The sequence below is a fragment of the Streptococcus sp. OH4692_COT-348 genome (genome assembly GCF_003859975.1).
GTDB lineage: Bacteria > Bacillota > Bacilli > Lactobacillales > Streptococcaceae > Streptococcus.
The window spans coordinates 1-17,497 of record NZ_RQZB01000011.1; the positions used below are offsets into that span (position 1 = coordinate 1).

General features: G+C 35.4%; 14 protein-coding genes, 6 tRNA genes and 1 pseudogene. 14 read left to right on the forward strand and 7 right to left on the reverse strand.

The window, feature by feature from the left end:
- Window positions 1–16 precede the first annotated feature (16 nt).
- From EII37_RS07085 to EII37_RS07110, 6 genes are all read left to right on the forward strand, one after another.
- A tRNA-Phe gene (locus tag EII37_RS07085) sits at window positions 17–89 on the forward strand.
- 13 nt (window positions 90–102) lie between these two features.
- Window positions 103–183, forward strand: a tRNA-Tyr gene (locus EII37_RS07090).
- Between the two features lie 11 nt (window positions 184–194).
- Window positions 195–265, forward strand: a tRNA-Trp gene (locus tag EII37_RS07095).
- Between the two features lie 14 nt (window positions 266–279).
- Window positions 280–352: transfer RNA gene (locus EII37_RS07100), tRNA-His, on the forward strand.
- A gap of 13 nt (window positions 353–365) precedes the next feature.
- Window positions 366–437: transfer RNA gene (locus tag EII37_RS07105), tRNA-Gln, on the forward strand.
- 9 nt (window positions 438–446) lie between these two features.
- Window positions 447–530: transfer RNA gene (locus EII37_RS07110), tRNA-Leu, on the forward strand.
- Between the two features lie 70 nt (window positions 531–600).
- On the opposite strand, the pseudogene EII37_RS11405 reads toward EII37_RS07110, so the two are convergent.
- The 6 genes and pseudogenes from EII37_RS11405 to EII37_RS07140 all read right to left on the reverse strand — a co-directional run bounded on the left by EII37_RS11405 (window position 601) and on the right by EII37_RS07140 (window position 5,873).
- Window positions 601–1,743, reverse strand: a pseudogene (locus EII37_RS11405) (tyrosine-type recombinase/integrase).
- A 52-nt stretch (window positions 1,744–1,795) separates the two neighbouring features.
- On the reverse strand, window positions 1,796–2,134 hold the full coding sequence (locus EII37_RS07120) for a DUF771 domain-containing protein (RefSeq protein ID WP_061863769.1): 339 nt from the start codon (window positions 2,132–2,134) through the stop codon (window positions 1,796–1,798).
- Between the two features lie 64 nt (window positions 2,135–2,198).
- On the reverse strand, window positions 2,199–3,527 hold the full coding sequence (locus EII37_RS07125) for a Rep family protein (RefSeq protein WP_124788085.1): 1,329 nt from the start codon (window positions 3,525–3,527) through the stop codon (window positions 2,199–2,201).
- Between the two features lie 232 nt (window positions 3,528–3,759).
- Window positions 3,760–4,344: a hypothetical protein gene (locus tag EII37_RS07130; RefSeq protein ID WP_061865078.1), complete on the reverse strand. Its 585-nt coding sequence runs from the start codon at window positions 4,342–4,344 to the stop codon at window positions 3,760–3,762.
- Entirely contained in the window at window positions 4,341–5,510 is a 1,170-nt protein-coding gene (locus tag EII37_RS07135) for an FtsK/SpoIIIE domain-containing protein (protein WP_124788086.1), read from the reverse strand. The genes EII37_RS07130 and EII37_RS07135 overlap by 4 nt, the downstream gene beginning before the upstream one ends.
- A 3-nt stretch (window positions 5,511–5,513) precedes the next feature.
- On the reverse strand, window positions 5,514–5,873 hold the full coding sequence (locus tag EII37_RS07140) for a hypothetical protein (protein ID WP_061863773.1): 360 nt from the start codon (window positions 5,871–5,873) through the stop codon (window positions 5,514–5,516).
- A gap of 167 nt (window positions 5,874–6,040) precedes the next feature.
- On the opposite strand from EII37_RS07140, the gene EII37_RS07145 reads away from it, so the two are divergent.
- Window positions 6,041–6,874 carry a hypothetical protein gene (locus EII37_RS07145; RefSeq protein WP_061865079.1) on the forward strand — a complete coding sequence of 278 codons (834 nt, stop codon included), beginning with the start codon at window positions 6,041–6,043 and terminating at the stop codon, window positions 6,872–6,874.
- A gap of 91 nt (window positions 6,875–6,965) precedes the next feature.
- Here the strand turns inward: EII37_RS07145 and EII37_RS07150 are convergent, their stop codons facing one another.
- Complete coding sequence (locus EII37_RS07150; RefSeq protein ID WP_061863774.1) at window positions 6,966–7,295, reverse strand: helix-turn-helix domain-containing protein; 330 nt, start codon at window positions 7,293–7,295, stop codon at window positions 6,966–6,968.
- Window positions 7,296–7,447: 152 nt separating this feature from the next.
- Here EII37_RS07150 and EII37_RS07155 point away from each other — a divergent pair, with 152 nt between their 5' ends.
- The 7 genes from EII37_RS07155 (at window position 7,448) to EII37_RS07185 (ending at window position 17,380) form a co-directional block, all read left to right on the forward strand.
- On the forward strand, window positions 7,448–10,072 hold the full coding sequence (locus EII37_RS07155; protein ID WP_124788087.1) for an SEC10/PgrA surface exclusion domain-containing protein: 2,625 nt from the start codon (window positions 7,448–7,450) through the stop codon (window positions 10,070–10,072).
- A gap of 82 nt (window positions 10,073–10,154) precedes the next feature.
- Window positions 10,155–10,778: a hypothetical protein gene (locus EII37_RS07160; RefSeq protein ID WP_124788088.1), complete on the forward strand. Its 624-nt coding sequence runs from the start codon at window positions 10,155–10,157 to the stop codon at window positions 10,776–10,778.
- Window positions 10,779–11,209: 431 nt separating this feature from the next.
- Window positions 11,210–12,487: a gamma-glutamylcysteine synthetase gene (locus EII37_RS07165; RefSeq protein WP_124788089.1), complete on the forward strand. Its 1,278-nt coding sequence runs from the start codon at window positions 11,210–11,212 to the stop codon at window positions 12,485–12,487.
- Between the two features lie 75 nt (window positions 12,488–12,562).
- Window positions 12,563–14,047, forward strand: coding sequence for a threonine synthase (gene thrC / locus EII37_RS07170; protein WP_124788090.1), 1,485 nt, complete (start codon window positions 12,563–12,565; stop codon window positions 14,045–14,047).
- A 60-nt stretch (window positions 14,048–14,107) separates the two neighbouring features.
- A complete protein-coding gene (locus tag EII37_RS07175; protein ID WP_124788091.1) occupies window positions 14,108–15,388 on the forward strand; it encodes an MATE family efflux transporter in 1,281 nt (426 codons plus the stop codon).
- Window positions 15,389–15,391: 3 nt separating this feature from the next.
- Complete coding sequence (locus EII37_RS07180; protein ID WP_124788092.1) at window positions 15,392–16,015, forward strand: HAD family hydrolase; 624 nt, start codon at window positions 15,392–15,394, stop codon at window positions 16,013–16,015.
- Window positions 16,016–16,177: 162 nt separating this feature from the next.
- Complete coding sequence (locus EII37_RS07185; protein ID WP_124788093.1) at window positions 16,178–17,380, forward strand: LysM domain-containing protein; 1,203 nt, start codon at window positions 16,178–16,180, stop codon at window positions 17,378–17,380.
- Window positions 17,381–17,497 lie beyond the last annotated feature (117 nt).

A 17,497-nucleotide genomic window follows, 5' to 3' on the forward strand; every position in this document is an offset into this window, starting at 1 on the left:
CCTGCTCCCGCAATAAGGCTCGGTAGCTCAGTTGGTAGAGCAATGGATTGAAGCTCCATGTGTCGGCGGTTCGATTCCGTCTCGCGCCATTATATATTTTTAGGAAGGGTAGCGAAGAGGCTAAACGCGGCGGACTGTAAATCCGCTCCTTCGGGTTCGGGGGTTCGAATCCCTCCCCTTCCATTATTTTACTTACGGGCATAGTTTAAAGGTAGAACTAAGGTCTCCAAAACCTTCAGTGTGGGTTCAATTCCTACTGCCCGTGTTAATAGAATTATGGCGGGTGTGGTGAAGTGGTTAACACACCAGATTGTGGCTCTGGCATGCGTGGGTTCGATCCCCATCACTCGCCTATTTTATATTATTGGGGTATAGCCAAGCGGTAAGGCAAGGGACTTTGACTCCCTCATGCGTTGGTTCGAATCCAGCTACCCCAGTTACTATTTGCCGGCGTGGCGGAATTGGCAGACGCGCTGGACTCAAAATCCAGTGTCCGCAAGGACGTGCCGGTTCGACCCCGGCCGCCGGTATAGTATAGAGTTAAGGAACGTTGATAAATCAGCGTTCCTTTTCGATTTGGTCAACTTTTGGTCAATAATTCTATTTTTTAACTAAACTCGTCAGAACAGCACGAACTTTGTTATTTTCAATATCCGCTTTTTCCTTTATCAGATGGCCGTAAGTTTCAGTTATTTGCTTAATATCTCGATGCCCCATTAATTTTGAGACTGCCCAAATATCAACACCCATTCCTAACATTGTTGAACAATACGTGTGTCTCAGACCTGTGCTTGTCATAGTTTGAGGATAAATTTTCAAATCTTTTAAAATTTGTTTTAGATGCTTATTGATCCCTGCATTTGTTACAATCTTATAATTCAAATCTACTAAAACCATATTTTCGTGATTTGTAATTGTACCGTTTTCAATGAATACAGTCTGTTCTTGTTTTAATTTTTTTAGAATAGTTAAAGTATCGTTATCAACAGGAATTGTACGAATTGATTCTTCTGTTTTAGGATTTGCCCACCGTTTCCTAGCTGTATCATATCGTCTATAAGTTTTGATTTCTGAACTTTCTCACAATATACAATCCCATGTGAGACCTGCAACTTCTCCTGCACGCATTCCTGTTTTTAATTGAATTAACAATAGATAGGGAACTATAGAAGTAGCTAAATCAAGATTTTGTTCTAAATATGTTACTAACTTTTGATAATCTTGAAAACTATGAATATATTTTTCATCTTTTCTTTTTTTAGGGGGACGACCTGAAATAATGACACCTTCAGTAAAATCTTCGATATTGAGCTTATCTCGTTTCGCAAATACAATTACATTTCTAATTTCCGCATTCATTCTACTAACATTGTCACGACAGTTTGTTTCAGCGTACTTGTTTATAAAACCTTGATATTCGCTTGCTTTAATTTTCAAAGCTGGTTTGTCCTTGAAATATTCTTTGATAAACTTACCACGCAATAAATGTTTATTGAATGTAGAATCCGCTTTTCCTTGTGGTTTAACTGTTAATTCTAACCACTTTTCCCAAAGGGCATAGAATGTAATATTTTTATCAATGATTGCACCGTTTATCAATTTGAGTTCAAGAGCTAGTGCTTCAATTTCAGCTTCTCTTTTTGTCTTGAATCCTGAATTTGAAGCCACTACCTTTTTATTTTTATCAAATATTCTATAGTCCCATAAATTCTTTTTACCTCTTTTTCTGTATGAAACTGACATGATTACCTCTTTCTAAAAAGACAATAATCAAGATATTATCTTGATTATCGTATCATAAATTAAAGATTTCTGCAAAGTTTTCTTCAAAAAATTGTTTTGTTTTGCTAGCTAAGAAGTAGTACCGTCCACCCTGATTCTCTGGATATTTCACAAAACCATCTTTATTCTTTTCAATATCGATTTTTGAGCGAATATCTGGCTGATAAAGAACATGTTTTAATAACCAAGGTCGAGATACTGATAACATGTTTAAAACCTCATCTAAGCTAATATATTTCCCTTTTGAGGCTTGCTTTTTTAAATCAAGATATTCATCTTTTTCAACGATAATATGAGAAGCAGGCAACTGTACTTCTAAATTGTCTATTTTGATTAAAAACTTATCTGTCATATGAATTTTTCTCTTTCTGTGATAAAATAATGTATAGAAATAGTATTTACTGTTTCCATTAACTTTAGTTATCGCTGCACTCGCTTTGGTCGGTTGAGTCTGTAGTGATAACTTTTCTTTTACTGTCAATATTTTTTTCTTTCTTAATTCTTTCTAATATTTCTGAAGCAATTTTTCGAAATTCTTCTTCATTTTCTACACTTTTTAGTGAATACGTCTGTAATTTTTCAAATGCTTGTTTCGCTTTTTCTTTTAAATCACGTGTAGCTGTGTAATTCCATAATTCAATTTTGATAACTTTATTCTTTTCATCATGAACCATTTTGATTACAAATCTAATTCTTCTCATTAGCTGATGATATTCTTTATTTTTCTTACCAAACCACGAATCACACCAATCCCAATAAGTGTCTGAATTTGTGATAATTGTTAAATCATTAATGATATACGCATCTTTAAACCGTGAACTTAACTGTGTAGCTGAATCTGGTTCTAATACTTGAAACAGTTCTCTAAAAGTCATACCACAACTTGCATCTAATTCATTTATTATAATTGTTTTTTCCCCTTTATAACCTGAACCCAAATCAAAACGCTTTTTATTTATTGATGGGGTATGCGCGCCTAATCTATCATGTTCTTCTGCCAGTAAGCGAGCTAAATAGGATTTTCCTGTTCCCCCTTCAGCTTGAATATAAATACCTGAATGATTTCGTTCGCCCTTACTCATACGAATAAACTCTTTCTGAATATATTCTTGTCTGTTTTCCTCAAATTGTCTTTTATTTGAGTTCCACGCTTTTTGTGCTATTCGTTGAGTAAATTGCTCAAATAATTGTTGTTTTACTTCCGTTATAAGTAACCCTTCCTCTGAAATTTGATAACTTAACTCTAAACAATATTCATCGATTTCTAAACCACTATCAGACTTTTCTTTGCTATGATTTTTGATTTTTCCCATGATATCATCGATATAATTTGCATTTTCTGATGAAATAACGTCTTTGACCTCATAGGGAAATTTGTGTTCTTCCATGTTACGTTCATTCCTATGTGTAAGATATCTGCATGTTTTAATTGAACTACGAACAAATTCTAAATTTTGTTCCCTTGAAATTGATAGAGCTTTAAATACTGATGAGTAAGTATGAGCATGCTTAAAATCAATATAAAAATGTGCATGCAATGGTTTTGAACTTCCGTCATCTTTTAAATCTTTATCGTGAAAAATAATATAATACCTATCTTCTTCATTTTTACAATAGTCTTTAATTCGTTGAATAACTGATTCACGAAAATCTTTTTCAGTTAATTCTGAATTTGCATTATGTTCATATTCAAATGAAATTTGACCAAAAAATTTTCGTTTTCTATCATTTTGATTAATTTTCATAAAAATCCTTTCTGTTTTTGACACAAAATAAAGAGTATGTGTTGATTTTGAGTTGTTGTGATATGGTTTGGATGTGGATGCACAGACGGAGAAAACTGTGCATCCACATTCAAACAAGCATCATATTTACTTGACACATCACAACATAAAATTCTTATTCATTAGACGTGAATTGTTTAAAATTTATGGTGCTGGTGTACTTGCTTACCTTCAGTAGCAGTACACCGCACCTTTATTTTTTTCTAAATGCTGTTGAGATGAATGTTCTACTATTTTCTAATCTAATAAAATCATTAAATAAGTAATTACTGTCTAGCTGGTTTAATTCTCTTTTTGCTTGTGCCAATAATTCTTCCATAATATTATAACTTTCACAATTTGCTGGGAAAGTCCATTTTGCAACAGCCCTGTCTTTATAGTAAATGACAGTTAATGTCAGTAGAGAACGATTCGCTTTTCTGATAATTTCTTGTTTTGAATTACTGTAGCGAGAAGATTCTTCTAGACTTGGTTCTACATTTATCTGTCTACAAAATCGTCTCATTTGCCATGTCGCGACGTATGATTTGATGCTATTCCTGAAATAATCAAACTCAGCATTCCGAAATGCAAAATCTATATTAATTATGAATAGTAATAATAAAAATGATAAACTTGCAATTAAACGTAATACTGAAATAAAAACAATAAAATTAAAAAATGTTTCTAAATGTGTTTGAAAAATGAAAAATGTAGCTAAACGTTCAAAAATGAAGAATATTAATGAAATAAAAATTGTAAAATTAATTACATTATATTTATTGAAATAATTACTCATGTACCTTTTTCCTTTCTAATATCATATGTTGGGGTTAACAAGGGCATAATGTGAGTTCTGTGTTCGCTATCTGTAAACTTGATAATACCTGTACCAATTCCAGTAGGAACTACAATATTATCGACATTAGTGTTGGGTAGCAAAAATTGGCAAGTATTCGCATTTATCTCACCTAAGATACAAATACAGTTAATTTGTTCACGTACTGCTGTATTACCTCCAAAAGCAGTTGCATCAAATCGTTGACTTAATAAAATTAGACTAATATTTGTTTGCCTACCAAGTAAAGCAATTGTTCCTAGTAACTGAGAAAATGCTTCACGTGCTTGTTTTGAACTACCTTGTACCAATGCTAACAGCTCATCAATAACAATATAAATACGTTCAAACTGAGTTTCTGGTTTTGTTAGTAATGTTTCTTGACGTTCGTATATCTTATGAGTGATACGAGCTAATAATTCGTTGACTTCGGTAATAAAACTATTCAAGTTTGAACCCTTGATTGGAGAGAACACTTCTAAATTTAGCTCCTTAGCTAATAAAAAGATATCTGACAATTTAGGGTCAATACAGATGATTTGATTTGTGATTGATTTTAAACAGTGGATGAGATATTGAACAAAATGAGTTTTCCCTGAACCACTGGAACCGCTTATTGCAAGATGGACTACTTTTGTCATATCAATTGATACAGTATTTGACATTATCGGAATATGTTTCTCTGATACCTTTTCTTTAATAAAAGTTTGTAAATTACCTATCTTTAAACGTTTGGGTATCCCGTCAATCCAAGGAAAGAAAAATGCACGTGCTTGATTTTCGTTAGTTGTATCATATGAGATAAAGTATGCATTATTTTGAGTTAATAGCGTTTTAAAAGGATATAGAATACCAGAACAAATTGCATATAAATCAAAATACAATTTCGTATCAATCGGATACGATACAGGTAAATTTGGAATGAATAAAAATCCAGTATCATTACTCAGAACTTTTATATCAAATGAGTTTAAATAAGATGATTCATCATTAATATTGAGAGCATTATTCAAATTTCGAAGAATAAATTGTTCTAACTCGTATTTATTTTTACCAAATTCAGTAGTGTCAGAAATAACCGCTTCTGACACTTTCTGAGTTTGGCTTTTATTAATTAAAAAAGCCATGCATTATTTTCCTTTCTTCTTAATATCTTTTGCCCTGAAATATAGCTGTCCAAATTTATTCTCAAATGCTTCTAAGTCTTCAAATTCAACAATATCTCCGATATCAATCTTAGACAGAACTGGTTTATTCTCAGGTAAAAACTTGACTTTGAAAGGATTGTGATTGTCAGTTGCAACGTAAATTTGATAACCTAAAATTTTATCAGTACGTTTCATTTTTTCTTTACCCTTAACAATTTCACCAGTTTTTTCGAATTCATATTGAGTCTCAATTTGTTTACCTACCAACTTAACAACTTCATCTGAAAGAGCCTCTTCTGCTAGACTAGAACTATAACCATTTACTTTTTTGAAAAATACCATCACTGGTACCTCCTTTGTTAATTTTTTTTGATAGCTATCAACTATCATAAGTCCATTATAGCTAAAATATTGGGTTTGGATTGCGTTAAAAAAATTGGATTAAAAACTAGAAACCACCCAAGTTTTATGTTATACTAGTAGTATCAATTAAAGAAAAGAGGTACTACATGAAATTAGATGAAGAAATTTATAGAATGATTAGTCAACGCGTGAAATATAGAAAAAAAGATAAAAAATTGCAAAATATTGATATTTTGTTAAATGACCCTAATGTTGTTAGTAATATTGTAAATAATAAAAGATATAAAAAAAATCCGTATCTTTTGACACCAACCTATGCTTTTGAAATTGTTAAAAATTTAAGGTTTACAGATTCATATACTTTAATTTGGGGAAATAAAATAGAACGTGAATCTTATTTCGGAATGTTGTTTTTTGCAGGTATGAATTATCTTTTAAAGAAAAAAACAGAGTTAATTGAAAAATCTTTGAGTTACTATGTCCCTCATGCTTATGACTTAGCTATTAGAGAATGGGAAAATAAATATGGTGATGGAATTAGCTTATTATTTCCAAATCTCAAGATTGATAAGGATAATGAGAATAGTTTATTAGCTATGCAACTTTTATACAATCATTACAAGGAAGAGTTTTTTGAAAGACATGCTAATTATTTTAGTAATTTGTATACTACAAAATTAGATAAAAAAATTACTAATTTTTTTGAAACTGAACTATTAGATATGATTTCAAACGGTACACTATTTAATAGAGGAAAAGAATTTATTGATTTAATTTTACAAACTTTATCATTGACTGCTGAAATGACAATTGATTCATTACCTGGCGATGATTCTAAATTTCATCCGCAACTTGATTTTTCTAAATCAGTAGATACATTTATAAAATCTATGATTCATTATCAAGAACAATTGGAAGGAGAAATAGTTTTAACCGATAGTTTAAATAGGTGGACTGTTGATTTGATGAATATAAAATAAAAACGCATAGCTCTAGCATGTTCGTCTAGAGTTATGCGTTTTTTTAAACTAAGCTATAGTTTAATTAGAAGTAAATAAAATCATTAAATTATCATTTTAAATTATTAAGTATGATATGGAATGCGGAGAGTATTTCTTTTTGTTTATTATCAGGTAAATTTTTTATATTCGTAATTAATTCAACAATTTCAGGATTTTCATCTTTTTTTGTAATATCAAAGAAAGATGAAATATCACATTCAAGAGCATTCATAACTTTTTCAAGGGTATTAATTGTTATATTTGTTTCGAGATGTTCAAGTTTGTAAACATAATTTGTTCCAAGGTCAGCTCGTTCTTCAATTTGTTCTTGTGTAAATCCTTTTTTCAACCTTAAAAGGCGGATTCGTTTTCCTACATACTTTCTTAATGATTGTTTCATACAATACCTCTCAAACTAAATATTACAGTATTTTTTTTACATATTTTAGTTCTTAAAAGATTGATTATGACTTTACAAGGTTGGTTGGATGTGCTATAATAAAATAAAAAAACAACTATATATAGTTGTTAATGGGGATTTTTGGAGATTTTATGTCAAACAAAACTATTAAAACTCTAACAACTTCAACAGCAATCGCTCTTGCATCTGTTGGTGGAACTGCATTTGCTCAAGAAGCAACTACTTCAACACCAGTTAGCACAACTGCTGTCAATGAACCTGCTCTTGTTGCTAAATCGCAAGTAAAACCACTTGAAAAGAGTGAAGTTCCTGCACCATCTACAGTGAAACCTGCTCTTGATGCTCAAAAAGCTGTTATTAAAGACGCTGAAGCTAAAGTTGATACAGCTAAAGCTGATGTTGAAACTAAAAAAGCTACCGTTGCTTCAACTGAAAAAGAAGTAGCTACTGCTAAACAAGCTGTTAAAGACGCTGAAGCTGTTGCTTCTCAAGCAACACCTGAAAAAGTTGCTGAAGTAAAAGACGCTCAAGCTAAAAACGTTGAAGCTCAAACTGCTAACCAAAAAGCAACTGAATCTGTAAATGAGCAAATCAAAGCTGAAACAAAAACTCTTTCAGATGAACAAGCTAAAGTTGCGACTGCTCAAGCAACTGTTGACCAAGCTAACAAAGACGTTAAAACAGCTGAACAAGCCGTTTCAAGCGCACAATCTGCTCTTGACGGAACTGGACTTGCTTCTGCTCAAAAAGATTTGACACAAGCTCAAACAGATGTCAAAGACGCAACTAAAGCAGTCGAAGACGCAAAAACCGCAACAAAAAACGCATCTAAAGCAGATGCGAACCGCGCTCAAGCGATTAAATCAGCTGAAACAGATGTTAATACCAAAAATGACGCTGTCAAATTGGCTAAAGATAAATTAGCTTCAGCTACTGAACATGCTACAAATGTCGAAAACAAATTACAATCAGCTCAAGCTGAATTGAAATCTGCTCAAGACAAATTGGCAAATACTGGTGCTTCAAAAGATATCGTTCAAATTGGTAATCCAACCTTCCATATCTCTGATAGTCTTCGTGATAAAATTGGTGCAAAATCAAATGATATCACCTACAAAGACGCTTACGAATTGTGGCGAGCAAATGATAACGAAACAACTCGACGCGTAATGCGTGGTATGGCAGTTAAAATGTCTGGCGCTTCAACTATCACTATCGATGAAAAAGATAAAAACCGCCCAGTTGATTTGAACAACTTGACTGATGACCAATTGGTTGAAATCAGTGAATTCTATGCTAAAATGTTAACTCAATTAAACCATAATTTTGGTTACAATGCAAGCAAAAAAGCTTATGTTTCACAAAAAACTTTAGATTACTCGAAATCTGTTGCTAAAAAATATGAAGCTCGTGCACTTGACCCACGTACATCTGGTCACATCCCTGGTGGATTAGAAAATCTTACACCAATTGGAGACGGTAGTCAAGAACAAACAATGTATGGTCTTAAACAAGCAGTCATTCGAGCATTTGAATTATCATCATACGAAGATGAACCATCAAACTGGGAGCACCTTCGTACTAACCTAGCTAATCAAGCAGATGGCTCAGTTGCACTAACATTGACTAAAATCAATGGTGAATATTGGATGGTTACAACATATGCTGATTTCGATAACGACCAAGTAATCACCAAAGAAACTGACACAGCAACCCTTGAAAAAGCTGTTGAAACAGCTAAATCAAACCTTACTCAAGCTGAAACTGCATCAGAAAATGCTAAACGTGCTTTAACAAAAGCTTCAACTGATTACGCAAGCGCACTTAGCTTGAAGACTGAAGCTGAAAAAGTTCTTGCGGACGCAATGGCAAAACCACTTCAAGCCCAAGTTGCTGAAAACAACCTACGTTTGGCAGAAATTGCTTTAGCAAACGCTAAGAAACGTGAAGAAAAAGCAAGTGAAGCAGTCGCTAACTTCTCAGCAAGTCTAGCAGACAAGAAATCTGCTCTTGAAAAAGCTCAAGCAGAACTTGAAGCAGTTAAAGTTGTTCAAAAATCTGCGTCACAATCTCTTGCAGACGCTACAGCCAAACTACGTGCTCAAGAAGCTAAAGTCAACAGTTTGAAAGCACAAAGTGACAAATTGATTGCAGAAAAAGATACTCTTGTTAAAGAAGCTAAGAAATTGGCTGAACAATTGCAAGCGTATTTGGACGCACCTGCTAAACTCGCTACAGCAAAAGATGAACAAGCCAAAGCTGAAGCTAAGTTGGCTCAAGTAAAAGCTGAACTCACTACTGCACAGTCTACTCTTGAAACATTGCTGTCTGCATACCGTACAGAACACGCTAAGTTGGTAGACTTGCAAACAGAATATGACGCACTCGTTGACCTTGCAGAGAAAGCTCAAGAACACGTTGTTGCCAAATTGCCTGACGGAACAGTTATTGCTGTCCCTAAAGTAGCTCCAACTGCTGAAGCACTTCCAGAAGTCAATATTGCTGAATTGCAAAAAGCTCTTGCGACTGGTAAAGAAGTGATTTTGGATGCTCAAGGAAAAGTTGTTGTTAAAGAAAAACGTGAAACATATTCAGCGCCTGCTGTTAAACCAGTAGAAAACGAAAAAATGAGTTACTCACGAGTAGAAAAATCAAAAACTTTACCAAATACTGGAGAAACTTCAAGTGTTGTGATGTTGGTATTTGGTGCAATTCTTGGCACATTTGGACTTGTAACAGTACGCAGAAAGAATTAGAATAATAAAAAATCTTCTTATTTATATAGGAAGATTTTTATTAAAATATATTAGAAGAAAGATATAATGTGAGGGTTAAAAAATGAGAACTCCTAAAAAATATAGTGATTTAATTAAGAAGAAAGAAATAACAAATAAAATTATTGCGGAGTGTATATATTCTGTTAATAAAAGAGCAAAAAACTATCGAGATAAGATGGAAGATTATAAGCAAGCTGGATTCTACAAATACAAAGAAAATAATATTGAAAATGCAAAAGAACAGAAAGAAAAATACTATAGTATGAAAGAAGATTTATTATTAAACTTCAGCCCAAAATTAATTCATAAACAGTATGTAGGTGAGAAAAGCCAACGAGTCTATAGTTATCAAAAAAATTATGAAAAACTATATAATGAAAAAAGAAATGATATTGTTTGGGAAAATAGTTACTATGACTACGATAGAAATAAGGAAGTTGAATTTTTTGATTATAGTTTAGGTGAGAAAAAATATTTATATTTCTTGTATTATGAAATCGGTGAATATAGTTTTCATACCCCAATTACAGAAGAAAGGGTAGAAAAAAATACTCAATTAGAAATAAAAGAAATAGATGAGAACTTTCAAACTCATGGAGCTGATATAGTAGATTTACTCTCAACACAATTTGTTCAAAAAGTAATAGACTTGTTAGATAGTGGAGATTATACAATTATAGAATAATTAAAAAAATCTTCTTATTATAAATAGGAAGATTTTTTGGATTCACAAAACTAGTTGAAAAGACTGCGCTATTTAAACTAGTTTTGAGAATAAATATTGGACTATACCAATTGTGCCGAACACGGTATCGAACTCTATATAAAAAATTGTGATTATTAAATTTTTAAACTTTGAAATTGCAGTGAAAACTAAAAATTTATTTGGTCAACCACTGGTCAATTTCCTTAATTTCAATACTAACTAGCGTGTGATAATATCTTGATTTAATCGCTTTCAACTTATTTATTTTAACTTATTTTAACGCTAGTTTGTTGGCCGCCGGTATAGTATAGAGTTAAGGAACGTTGTAAATCTTCGTTCCTTTTTTATATTATTTTTGGTATAATAATACTTATTCAAATTTTATTTAGATTATGAAAGTGTAGGGGAGTATGTCTCGTTCTATCGATTTATTAAAACATAGGTATTTGAAAAATATTAAAGAAAATCCTGAATTGTTTGTCGGGATTGAGCTGGAATATCCTGTTGTAAATTTGGAAGGGGATGCTACAGATGTTGAAGTTATCAAATACTTATTCCGATATTTAGTTTCTGCTATGGATTTTACTGTCGAAAAGGTAGATGATTTTGGGACTCCTATTCAGTTAGTGGAGCCAGTAAGTCAGGATACTATTTTATTTGAAGTTTCCTATACTACGATTGAGTTTGCATTTGGTAAGGCTGAAACGATACAAGAGGTTGAAGAACGTTTTAGTATTTATATGGAAGCAATCCAGAAGAAGTTAGCTGAATCAAATCATGCTATTGTTGGCTGTGGTATTCATCCCAACTGGGATAAAAATGAGAATTGTCCAGTGGCTTATCCACGCTATCAGATGTTGATGGATTATTTAAATTTGAGTAGAAATGTGACTGAATCAGATTTACATCATTTCCCTGAATATGGTGCTTTTATCTGTGGGAGTCAGGTCCAGCTGGATGTTTCAAAGTCTAACTACTTACGGGTGATTAATGCTTTTACCCAAATTGAAGCGGCTAAGGCGTATTTATTTGCCAATTCTGAGTTTTCAGGTGAGGATTGGGATACGAAAATTGCAAGGGATATTTTCTGGGAAGAATCGATGCATGGTATCTATCCAGAAAATGTCGGGGTCAATGCTAGACTCTTTAAAGATGAGGATGATTTTTTTGATTATCTAGATCATTCTGCAATTTTTACTGCAGAACGTGATGGACAAACCTATTATTTTTATCCGATTCAGGCTAGGGACTATTTGGCTACATCTGAAATCCAAGCATATGCTCTTAATGGGGATGAGATTCTTATTTACGCTCAAGAGAAGGATTTTGAAACTCATCGTAGTTATCAGTACCAAGACTTAACGACTCGCGGAACAGTTGAGTTTCGTAGTGTATGTACTCAGCCTCTAGATAGAACCTTCGCTTCAGCAGCTTTTCACTTAGGATTGTTGGTTAATTTAGATAAGTTAGAAGCTTATTTAGAAACAGCACCTTTCTTTAAGGAATTTGGTCGTGATTACAAGTTTTTAAGACGACAATTTTCTAAGAAAAAGCTTACAGATGAGGAAGAAACTGCGATTATTGCATTTTCCAAAGACTTACTCCTGCTAGCTGAGGAAGGACTGGAGATGAGAAATAAGCAAGAAATCACCTATTTACAGCCTTTGAAAGAAGAATTGGGCCTATAATTTCTCTTATAAAGGGAGAATTTTCTGAAAAATCATGATATAATGGAAGAGACTATAAATAAAGGATAGAGAGTAATGACATTAGTTTATCAATCAACGCGTGATGCCAATAATACAGTAACTGCTAGCCAAGCTATTTTGCAAGGTTTGGCGACGGACGGCGGTTTGTTTACACCGCTTACTTATCCAAAGATAGATTTGGACTTTGACAAATTGAAAGATGCTTCTTACCAGGAAGTTGCTAAGCTAGTTTTGTCAGCATTTTTAGATGACTTTACAGCTGAGGAGTTGGACTACTGTATCAACAATGCCTACGATAGCAAATTTGATACTCCAGCTATCGCGCCATTAGTGAAATTAGACGGACAATATAACTTAGAGCTTTTCCATGGTTCAACGATTGCCTTTAAGGATATGGCCTTGTCTATCTTGCCATACTTTATGACGACTGCTGCTAAGAAACATGGTTTGGAAAATAAGATTGTTATCTTGACAGCGACATCTGGTGACACGGGGAAAGCTGCTATGGCAGGGTTTGCGGATGTGCCTGGAACTGAGATTATCGTCTTTTATCCAAAGGATGGTGTCAGCAAGGTTCAAGAGTTGCAAATGACTACTCAGACTGGTGATAATACTCATGTTATCGCTATTGATGGTAACTTTGATGATGCTCAAACAAATGTGAAGCATATGTTTAATGATGTAGCCCTTCGTGAAAAGTTGGCTACCAATAAACTGCAATTTTCATCTGCCAACTCTATGAATATCGGTCGTTTGGTGCCACAGATTGTTTATTATGTTTATGCCTATGCTCAGTTGGTTAAGACTGGTGATATTGTGGCTGGTGATAAGGTCAACTTCACAGTACCAACAGGAAACTTTGGAAATATCTTGGCTGCCTTTTATGCTAAGCAAATTGGTCTACCAGTTGGCAAATTAATCTGTGCTTCAAATGACAACAATGTTTTGACAGACTTCTTCAAGACACATGTTTATGATAAGAAACGTGAGTTTAAGGTAACAACTAGCCCATCTATGGATATCTTGGTATCTTCAAACTTGGAGCGTCTCATTTTCCACCTTTTGGGTAATAATGCGGTTAAGACAGCTGAACTTATGAATGCCTTGAACACGCAAGGTCAATATGAGTTGACAGACTTTGATGCAGAGATTTTGGACCTCTTTGCAGCTGAATATGCGACTGAGGAAGAAACAGCGGTAGAAATCAAGCGTGTTTATGAGTCGGATTCTTATATCGAGGATCCACATACGGCGGTCGCCTCGGTAGTTTACAAGAAATATCAAGATGCTACTGGCGATGCGACTAAGACAGTGATTGCTTCAACAGCGAGTCCATACAAGTTCCCAGTGGTTGCAGTAGAAGCTGTAACTGGAAAATCAGGGCTTGGCGACTTTGAAGCCTTGGCTCAATTACATGAAATTTCAGGAGTGGCTGTGCCACCAGCAGTTGATGGCCTTGAAACAGCTCCTGTTCGTCATAAGACAACTGTTGCAGCAACAGACATGCAAGTAGCGGTTGAGGCTTATCTAGGACTTTAAGACAGAGGGAGTAAACTCGGTTGGGAAACCAACTGAGTTTCTTTTCATCAGGAGGAAGGATTGTTTAAGAAAAATAAGGACATTCTTAATATTGCCTTGCCAGCTATGGGCGAAAACTTTTTGCAGATGCTCATTGGGATGGTGGACAGTTATTTGGTTGCTCATTTAGGATTGATAGCCATTTCAGGTGTATCAGTAGCAAGTAATATTATCACGATTTACCAGGCGATTTTCATCGCTCTGGGAGCTGCTATTTCCAGTGTTATCTCAAAAAGTTTGGGGCAGAAGGATCAATCTATGCTAGCCTATCATGTGACTGAGGCGTTGAAGATTACCCTACTATTAAGTTTCCTTTTAGGATTTTTGTCCATCTTCGCTGGGAAAGAGATAATAGGACTTTTGGGGACGGAGAGAGATGTAGCTGAGAGTGGTGGACTGTATCTATCTTTGGTAGGAGGATCGATTGTTCTCTTAGGTTTAATGACTAGTCTGGGAGCCTTGATTCGTGCAACGCATAATCCACGTTTGCCTCTCTATGTTAGTTTTTTATCCAATGCCTTGAATATTCTGTTTTCAAGTCTAGCTATTTTTGTTCTGGATATGGGGATAGCTGGTGTTGCTTGGGGGACAATTCTGTCTCGTTTGGTAGGTCTTGTGATTTTATGGTCGCAATTAAAGTTGCCTTTTGAGAAACCGACTTTTGGTTTAGATAAGGAACTATTGACCTTAGCGTTACCAGCAGCTGGAGAGCGGCTTATGATGCGGGCTGGAGATGTCGTGATCATTGCCTTGGTCGTTTCTTTTGGAACGGAGGCAGTGGCTGGGAATGCAGTCGGAGAAGTATTGACCCAGTTTAACTATATGCCTGCCTTTGGCGTGGCTACGGCAACGGTCATGCTGGTGGCTCGAGCGGTCGGAGAGGATAATTGGGAAAGAGTAGCTAGTTTGAGCAAGCGAACCTTTTGGCTTTCTCTGCTTCTCATGTTACCCTTGACGCTTAGTGTCTATGCCTTGGGCATACCACTGACTCATCTCTATACGAATGATTCTCTAGCGGTGGAGGCTAGTGTGCTAGTGACATTTTTTTCACTACTTGGTACTCCTATGACGATAGGAACAGTCATCTATACAGCAGTCTGGCAGGGTTTGGGCAATGCTCGTCTTCCCTTTTATGCGACAAGTATAGGAATGTGGTGTATCCGCATTGGAACAGGATATTTGATGGGGATTGTGCTTGGTTGGGGCTTGCCCGGTATTTGGGCCGGAACCCTTTTGGATAATGGTTTTCGTTGGTTATTTCTACGTTATCGTTACCAGCGTTATATGAGCTTGAAAGGATAGGAAATGCAAAAAATAGCTTTTATTTGGGATTTAGACGGGACTTTATTGGACTCTTACGAAGCGATTTTATTAGGGATTGAGGAGACTTTTGGTCAGTTTTCTATTCCTTATGATAAGGAGAAGGTGAGAGAGTTTATTCTCAAGTTTTCTGTGCAGGATTTGCTGGAGAAAGTTGCGGAAAAGAGAAAACTGGATGTGGAAGTGCTAAATCAGGTGCGTGCCCAGAATTTGGCTGAGAAGAACGCTCAGGTGGTTTTGATGCCAGGTGCGCGTGAGGTGTTGGATTGGGCAGACGAGACAGGGATTCAGCAGTTTGTCTACACTCATAAGGGAGACAATGCTCTTACCATTCTCAGAGACTTGGGGTTGGAATCTTATTTTACAGAGATTTTAACCAGTCAGAGTGGCTTTGCGCGTAAACCTAGTTCAGAAGCGGCTACTTATCTGTTAGGCAAGTATCAGTTGGATTCTGAGAAGACCTATTATATAGGGGATCGGACTCTGGATGTGGAATTTGCCCAGAATAGTGGGATTCAAAGTATCAACTTTTTAGAGTCGATTTATGAAGGTAATCACAGGATTCAAGCGTTAGTAGATATTTCCCATATTTTTGAGGTTGAGCGATAAAAAGATTGTGTCAGTTTTGTGACAGAGACCTAACAAACTATTTCAAGTAACCGAGTTTGTTACAAGGAATGGACAGTTCTGTTAAATAGGCCCGAGAGGGCTTTTTTTCTGCATTTTTTGTGTTATGATAGACAGGTACTCATTTGAAAGGAATTTGAAAGAATGAAGAAAAGAATATTATTAGCCTCAACAGTAGCCTTGTCATTTGCCCCAGTATTGGCAACCCAAGCAGAAGAAATTCTTTGGACTGCACGTAGTGTTGAGCAAATCCAAAATGATTTGACTAAAACGGATAACAAAACAAGCTATACCGTTCAGTATGGTGATACCTTGAGCACAATTGCAGAAGCCTTGGGTGTAGATGTCACAGTTCTTGCGAATTTGAATAAAATCACTAATATGGATCTGATTTTCCCAGAAACTGTTTTGACAACGACTGTCAATGAAGCAGAAGAAGTAACGGAAGTTGAAATCCAAACATCTCAAGCAGATTCTAGTGAAGAAGTGACAACTGCGACAGCAGATTTGACAACCAATCAAGTGACCGTTGATGATCAAACTGTTCAAGTTGCAGATCTTTCTCAACCGATTGCAGAAGCTCCAAAAGCGGTAGAAACTACAAGTACAAAAGAAGTAGTAGCAAGTTCAGAAGTTACAGAGACAGTGACCGCTTCAGAAGAAGTGACACCATCTACAGGAACTTCTGTCCCAGAGGAGCAAACAGCCGAAACAACTAGTCCAGTTGAAGAAGTAGCTCCTCAGGCGACGACACCAGCTGAGAAGCAGGAAACACAAGCAAGCATTCAAGCTGAATCAGCAGTAGAAGCAACTACAACTCCAGCAGAAGAAACAGTAATCGAAACAACTGCAACAAGTTCAGAAGCAAAAGGAGTAGCATTATCAAGTGAAGCTACAGCAGCAGTTTCTACTTATCAACCAGAAGAGGCGAAAACAGTTTCAACAACATACGCAGCTCCAGCTGCGCCCGATTATGCTGGACTTGCAGTCGCGAAAGCTGAAAATGCTGGCCTTCAACCACAAACAGCTGCCTTTAAAGAAGAAATTGCTAACTTGTTTGGCATCACATCCTTTAGTGGTTACCGTCCAGGAGACAGTGGAGATCACGGAAAAGGTTTGGCTATCGACTTTATGGTACCAGAAAGCTCAGAACTAGGGGATAAGGTTGCGGAATACGCTATTCAAAACATGGCCAGCCGTGGAATTAGTTACATCATCTGGAAACAACGTTTCTATGCCACATTCGATAGTAAATATGGACCAGCTAATACTTGGAACCCAATGCCAGACCGTGGTAGCGTGACAGAAAATCACTATGACCACGTTCACGTTTCAATGAACGGATAAACCAGACTTAGTAATATCATTTTGAGGAATGAGATGTCGCTTTCGTGATAGGAAGAGAGTCTCGTTCGTTTTTTCTTTGTCATACTCTTTGAAAATCTCTTCAAACCACGTCAGTTT

Excerpts from the sequence above, each read along its gene's own strand:
- EII37_RS07130 (WP_061865078.1), bottom strand. The coding sequence starts at position 4,344 with ATGAGTAATTATTTCAATAAATATAATGTAATTAATTTTACAATTTTT.
- EII37_RS07160 (WP_124788088.1), top strand. The coding sequence starts at position 10,155 with ATGAGAACTCCTAAAAAATATAGTGATTTAATTAAGAAGAAAGAAATA.
- EII37_RS07125 (WP_124788085.1), bottom strand. The coding sequence starts at position 3,527 with ATGAAAATTAATCAAAATGATAGAAAACGAAAATTTTTTGGTCAAATT.
- EII37_RS07150 (WP_061863774.1), bottom strand. The coding sequence starts at position 7,295 with ATGAAACAATCATTAAGAAAGTATGTAGGAAAACGAATCCGCCTTTTA.
- thrC (WP_124788090.1), top strand. The coding sequence starts at position 12,563 with ATGACATTAGTTTATCAATCAACGCGTGATGCCAATAATACAGTAACT.
- EII37_RS07155 (WP_124788087.1), top strand. The coding sequence starts at position 7,448 with ATGTCAAACAAAACTATTAAAACTCTAACAACTTCAACAGCAATCGCT.
- EII37_RS07135 (WP_124788086.1), bottom strand. The coding sequence starts at position 5,510 with ATGGCTTTTTTAATTAATAAAAGCCAAACTCAGAAAGTGTCAGAAGCG.
- EII37_RS07165 (WP_124788089.1), top strand. The coding sequence starts at position 11,210 with ATGTCTCGTTCTATCGATTTATTAAAACATAGGTATTTGAAAAATATT.
- EII37_RS07120 (WP_061863769.1), bottom strand. The coding sequence starts at position 2,134 with ATGACAGATAAGTTTTTAATCAAAATAGACAATTTAGAAGTACAGTTG.
- EII37_RS07185 (WP_124788093.1), top strand. The coding sequence starts at position 16,178 with ATGAAGAAAAGAATATTATTAGCCTCAACAGTAGCCTTGTCATTTGCC.
- EII37_RS07145 (WP_061865079.1), top strand. The coding sequence starts at position 6,041 with ATGAAATTAGATGAAGAAATTTATAGAATGATTAGTCAACGCGTGAAA.
- EII37_RS07180 (WP_124788092.1), top strand. The coding sequence starts at position 15,392 with ATGCAAAAAATAGCTTTTATTTGGGATTTAGACGGGACTTTATTGGAC.
- EII37_RS07140 (WP_061863773.1), bottom strand. The coding sequence starts at position 5,873 with ATGGTATTTTTCAAAAAAGTAAATGGTTATAGTTCTAGTCTAGCAGAA.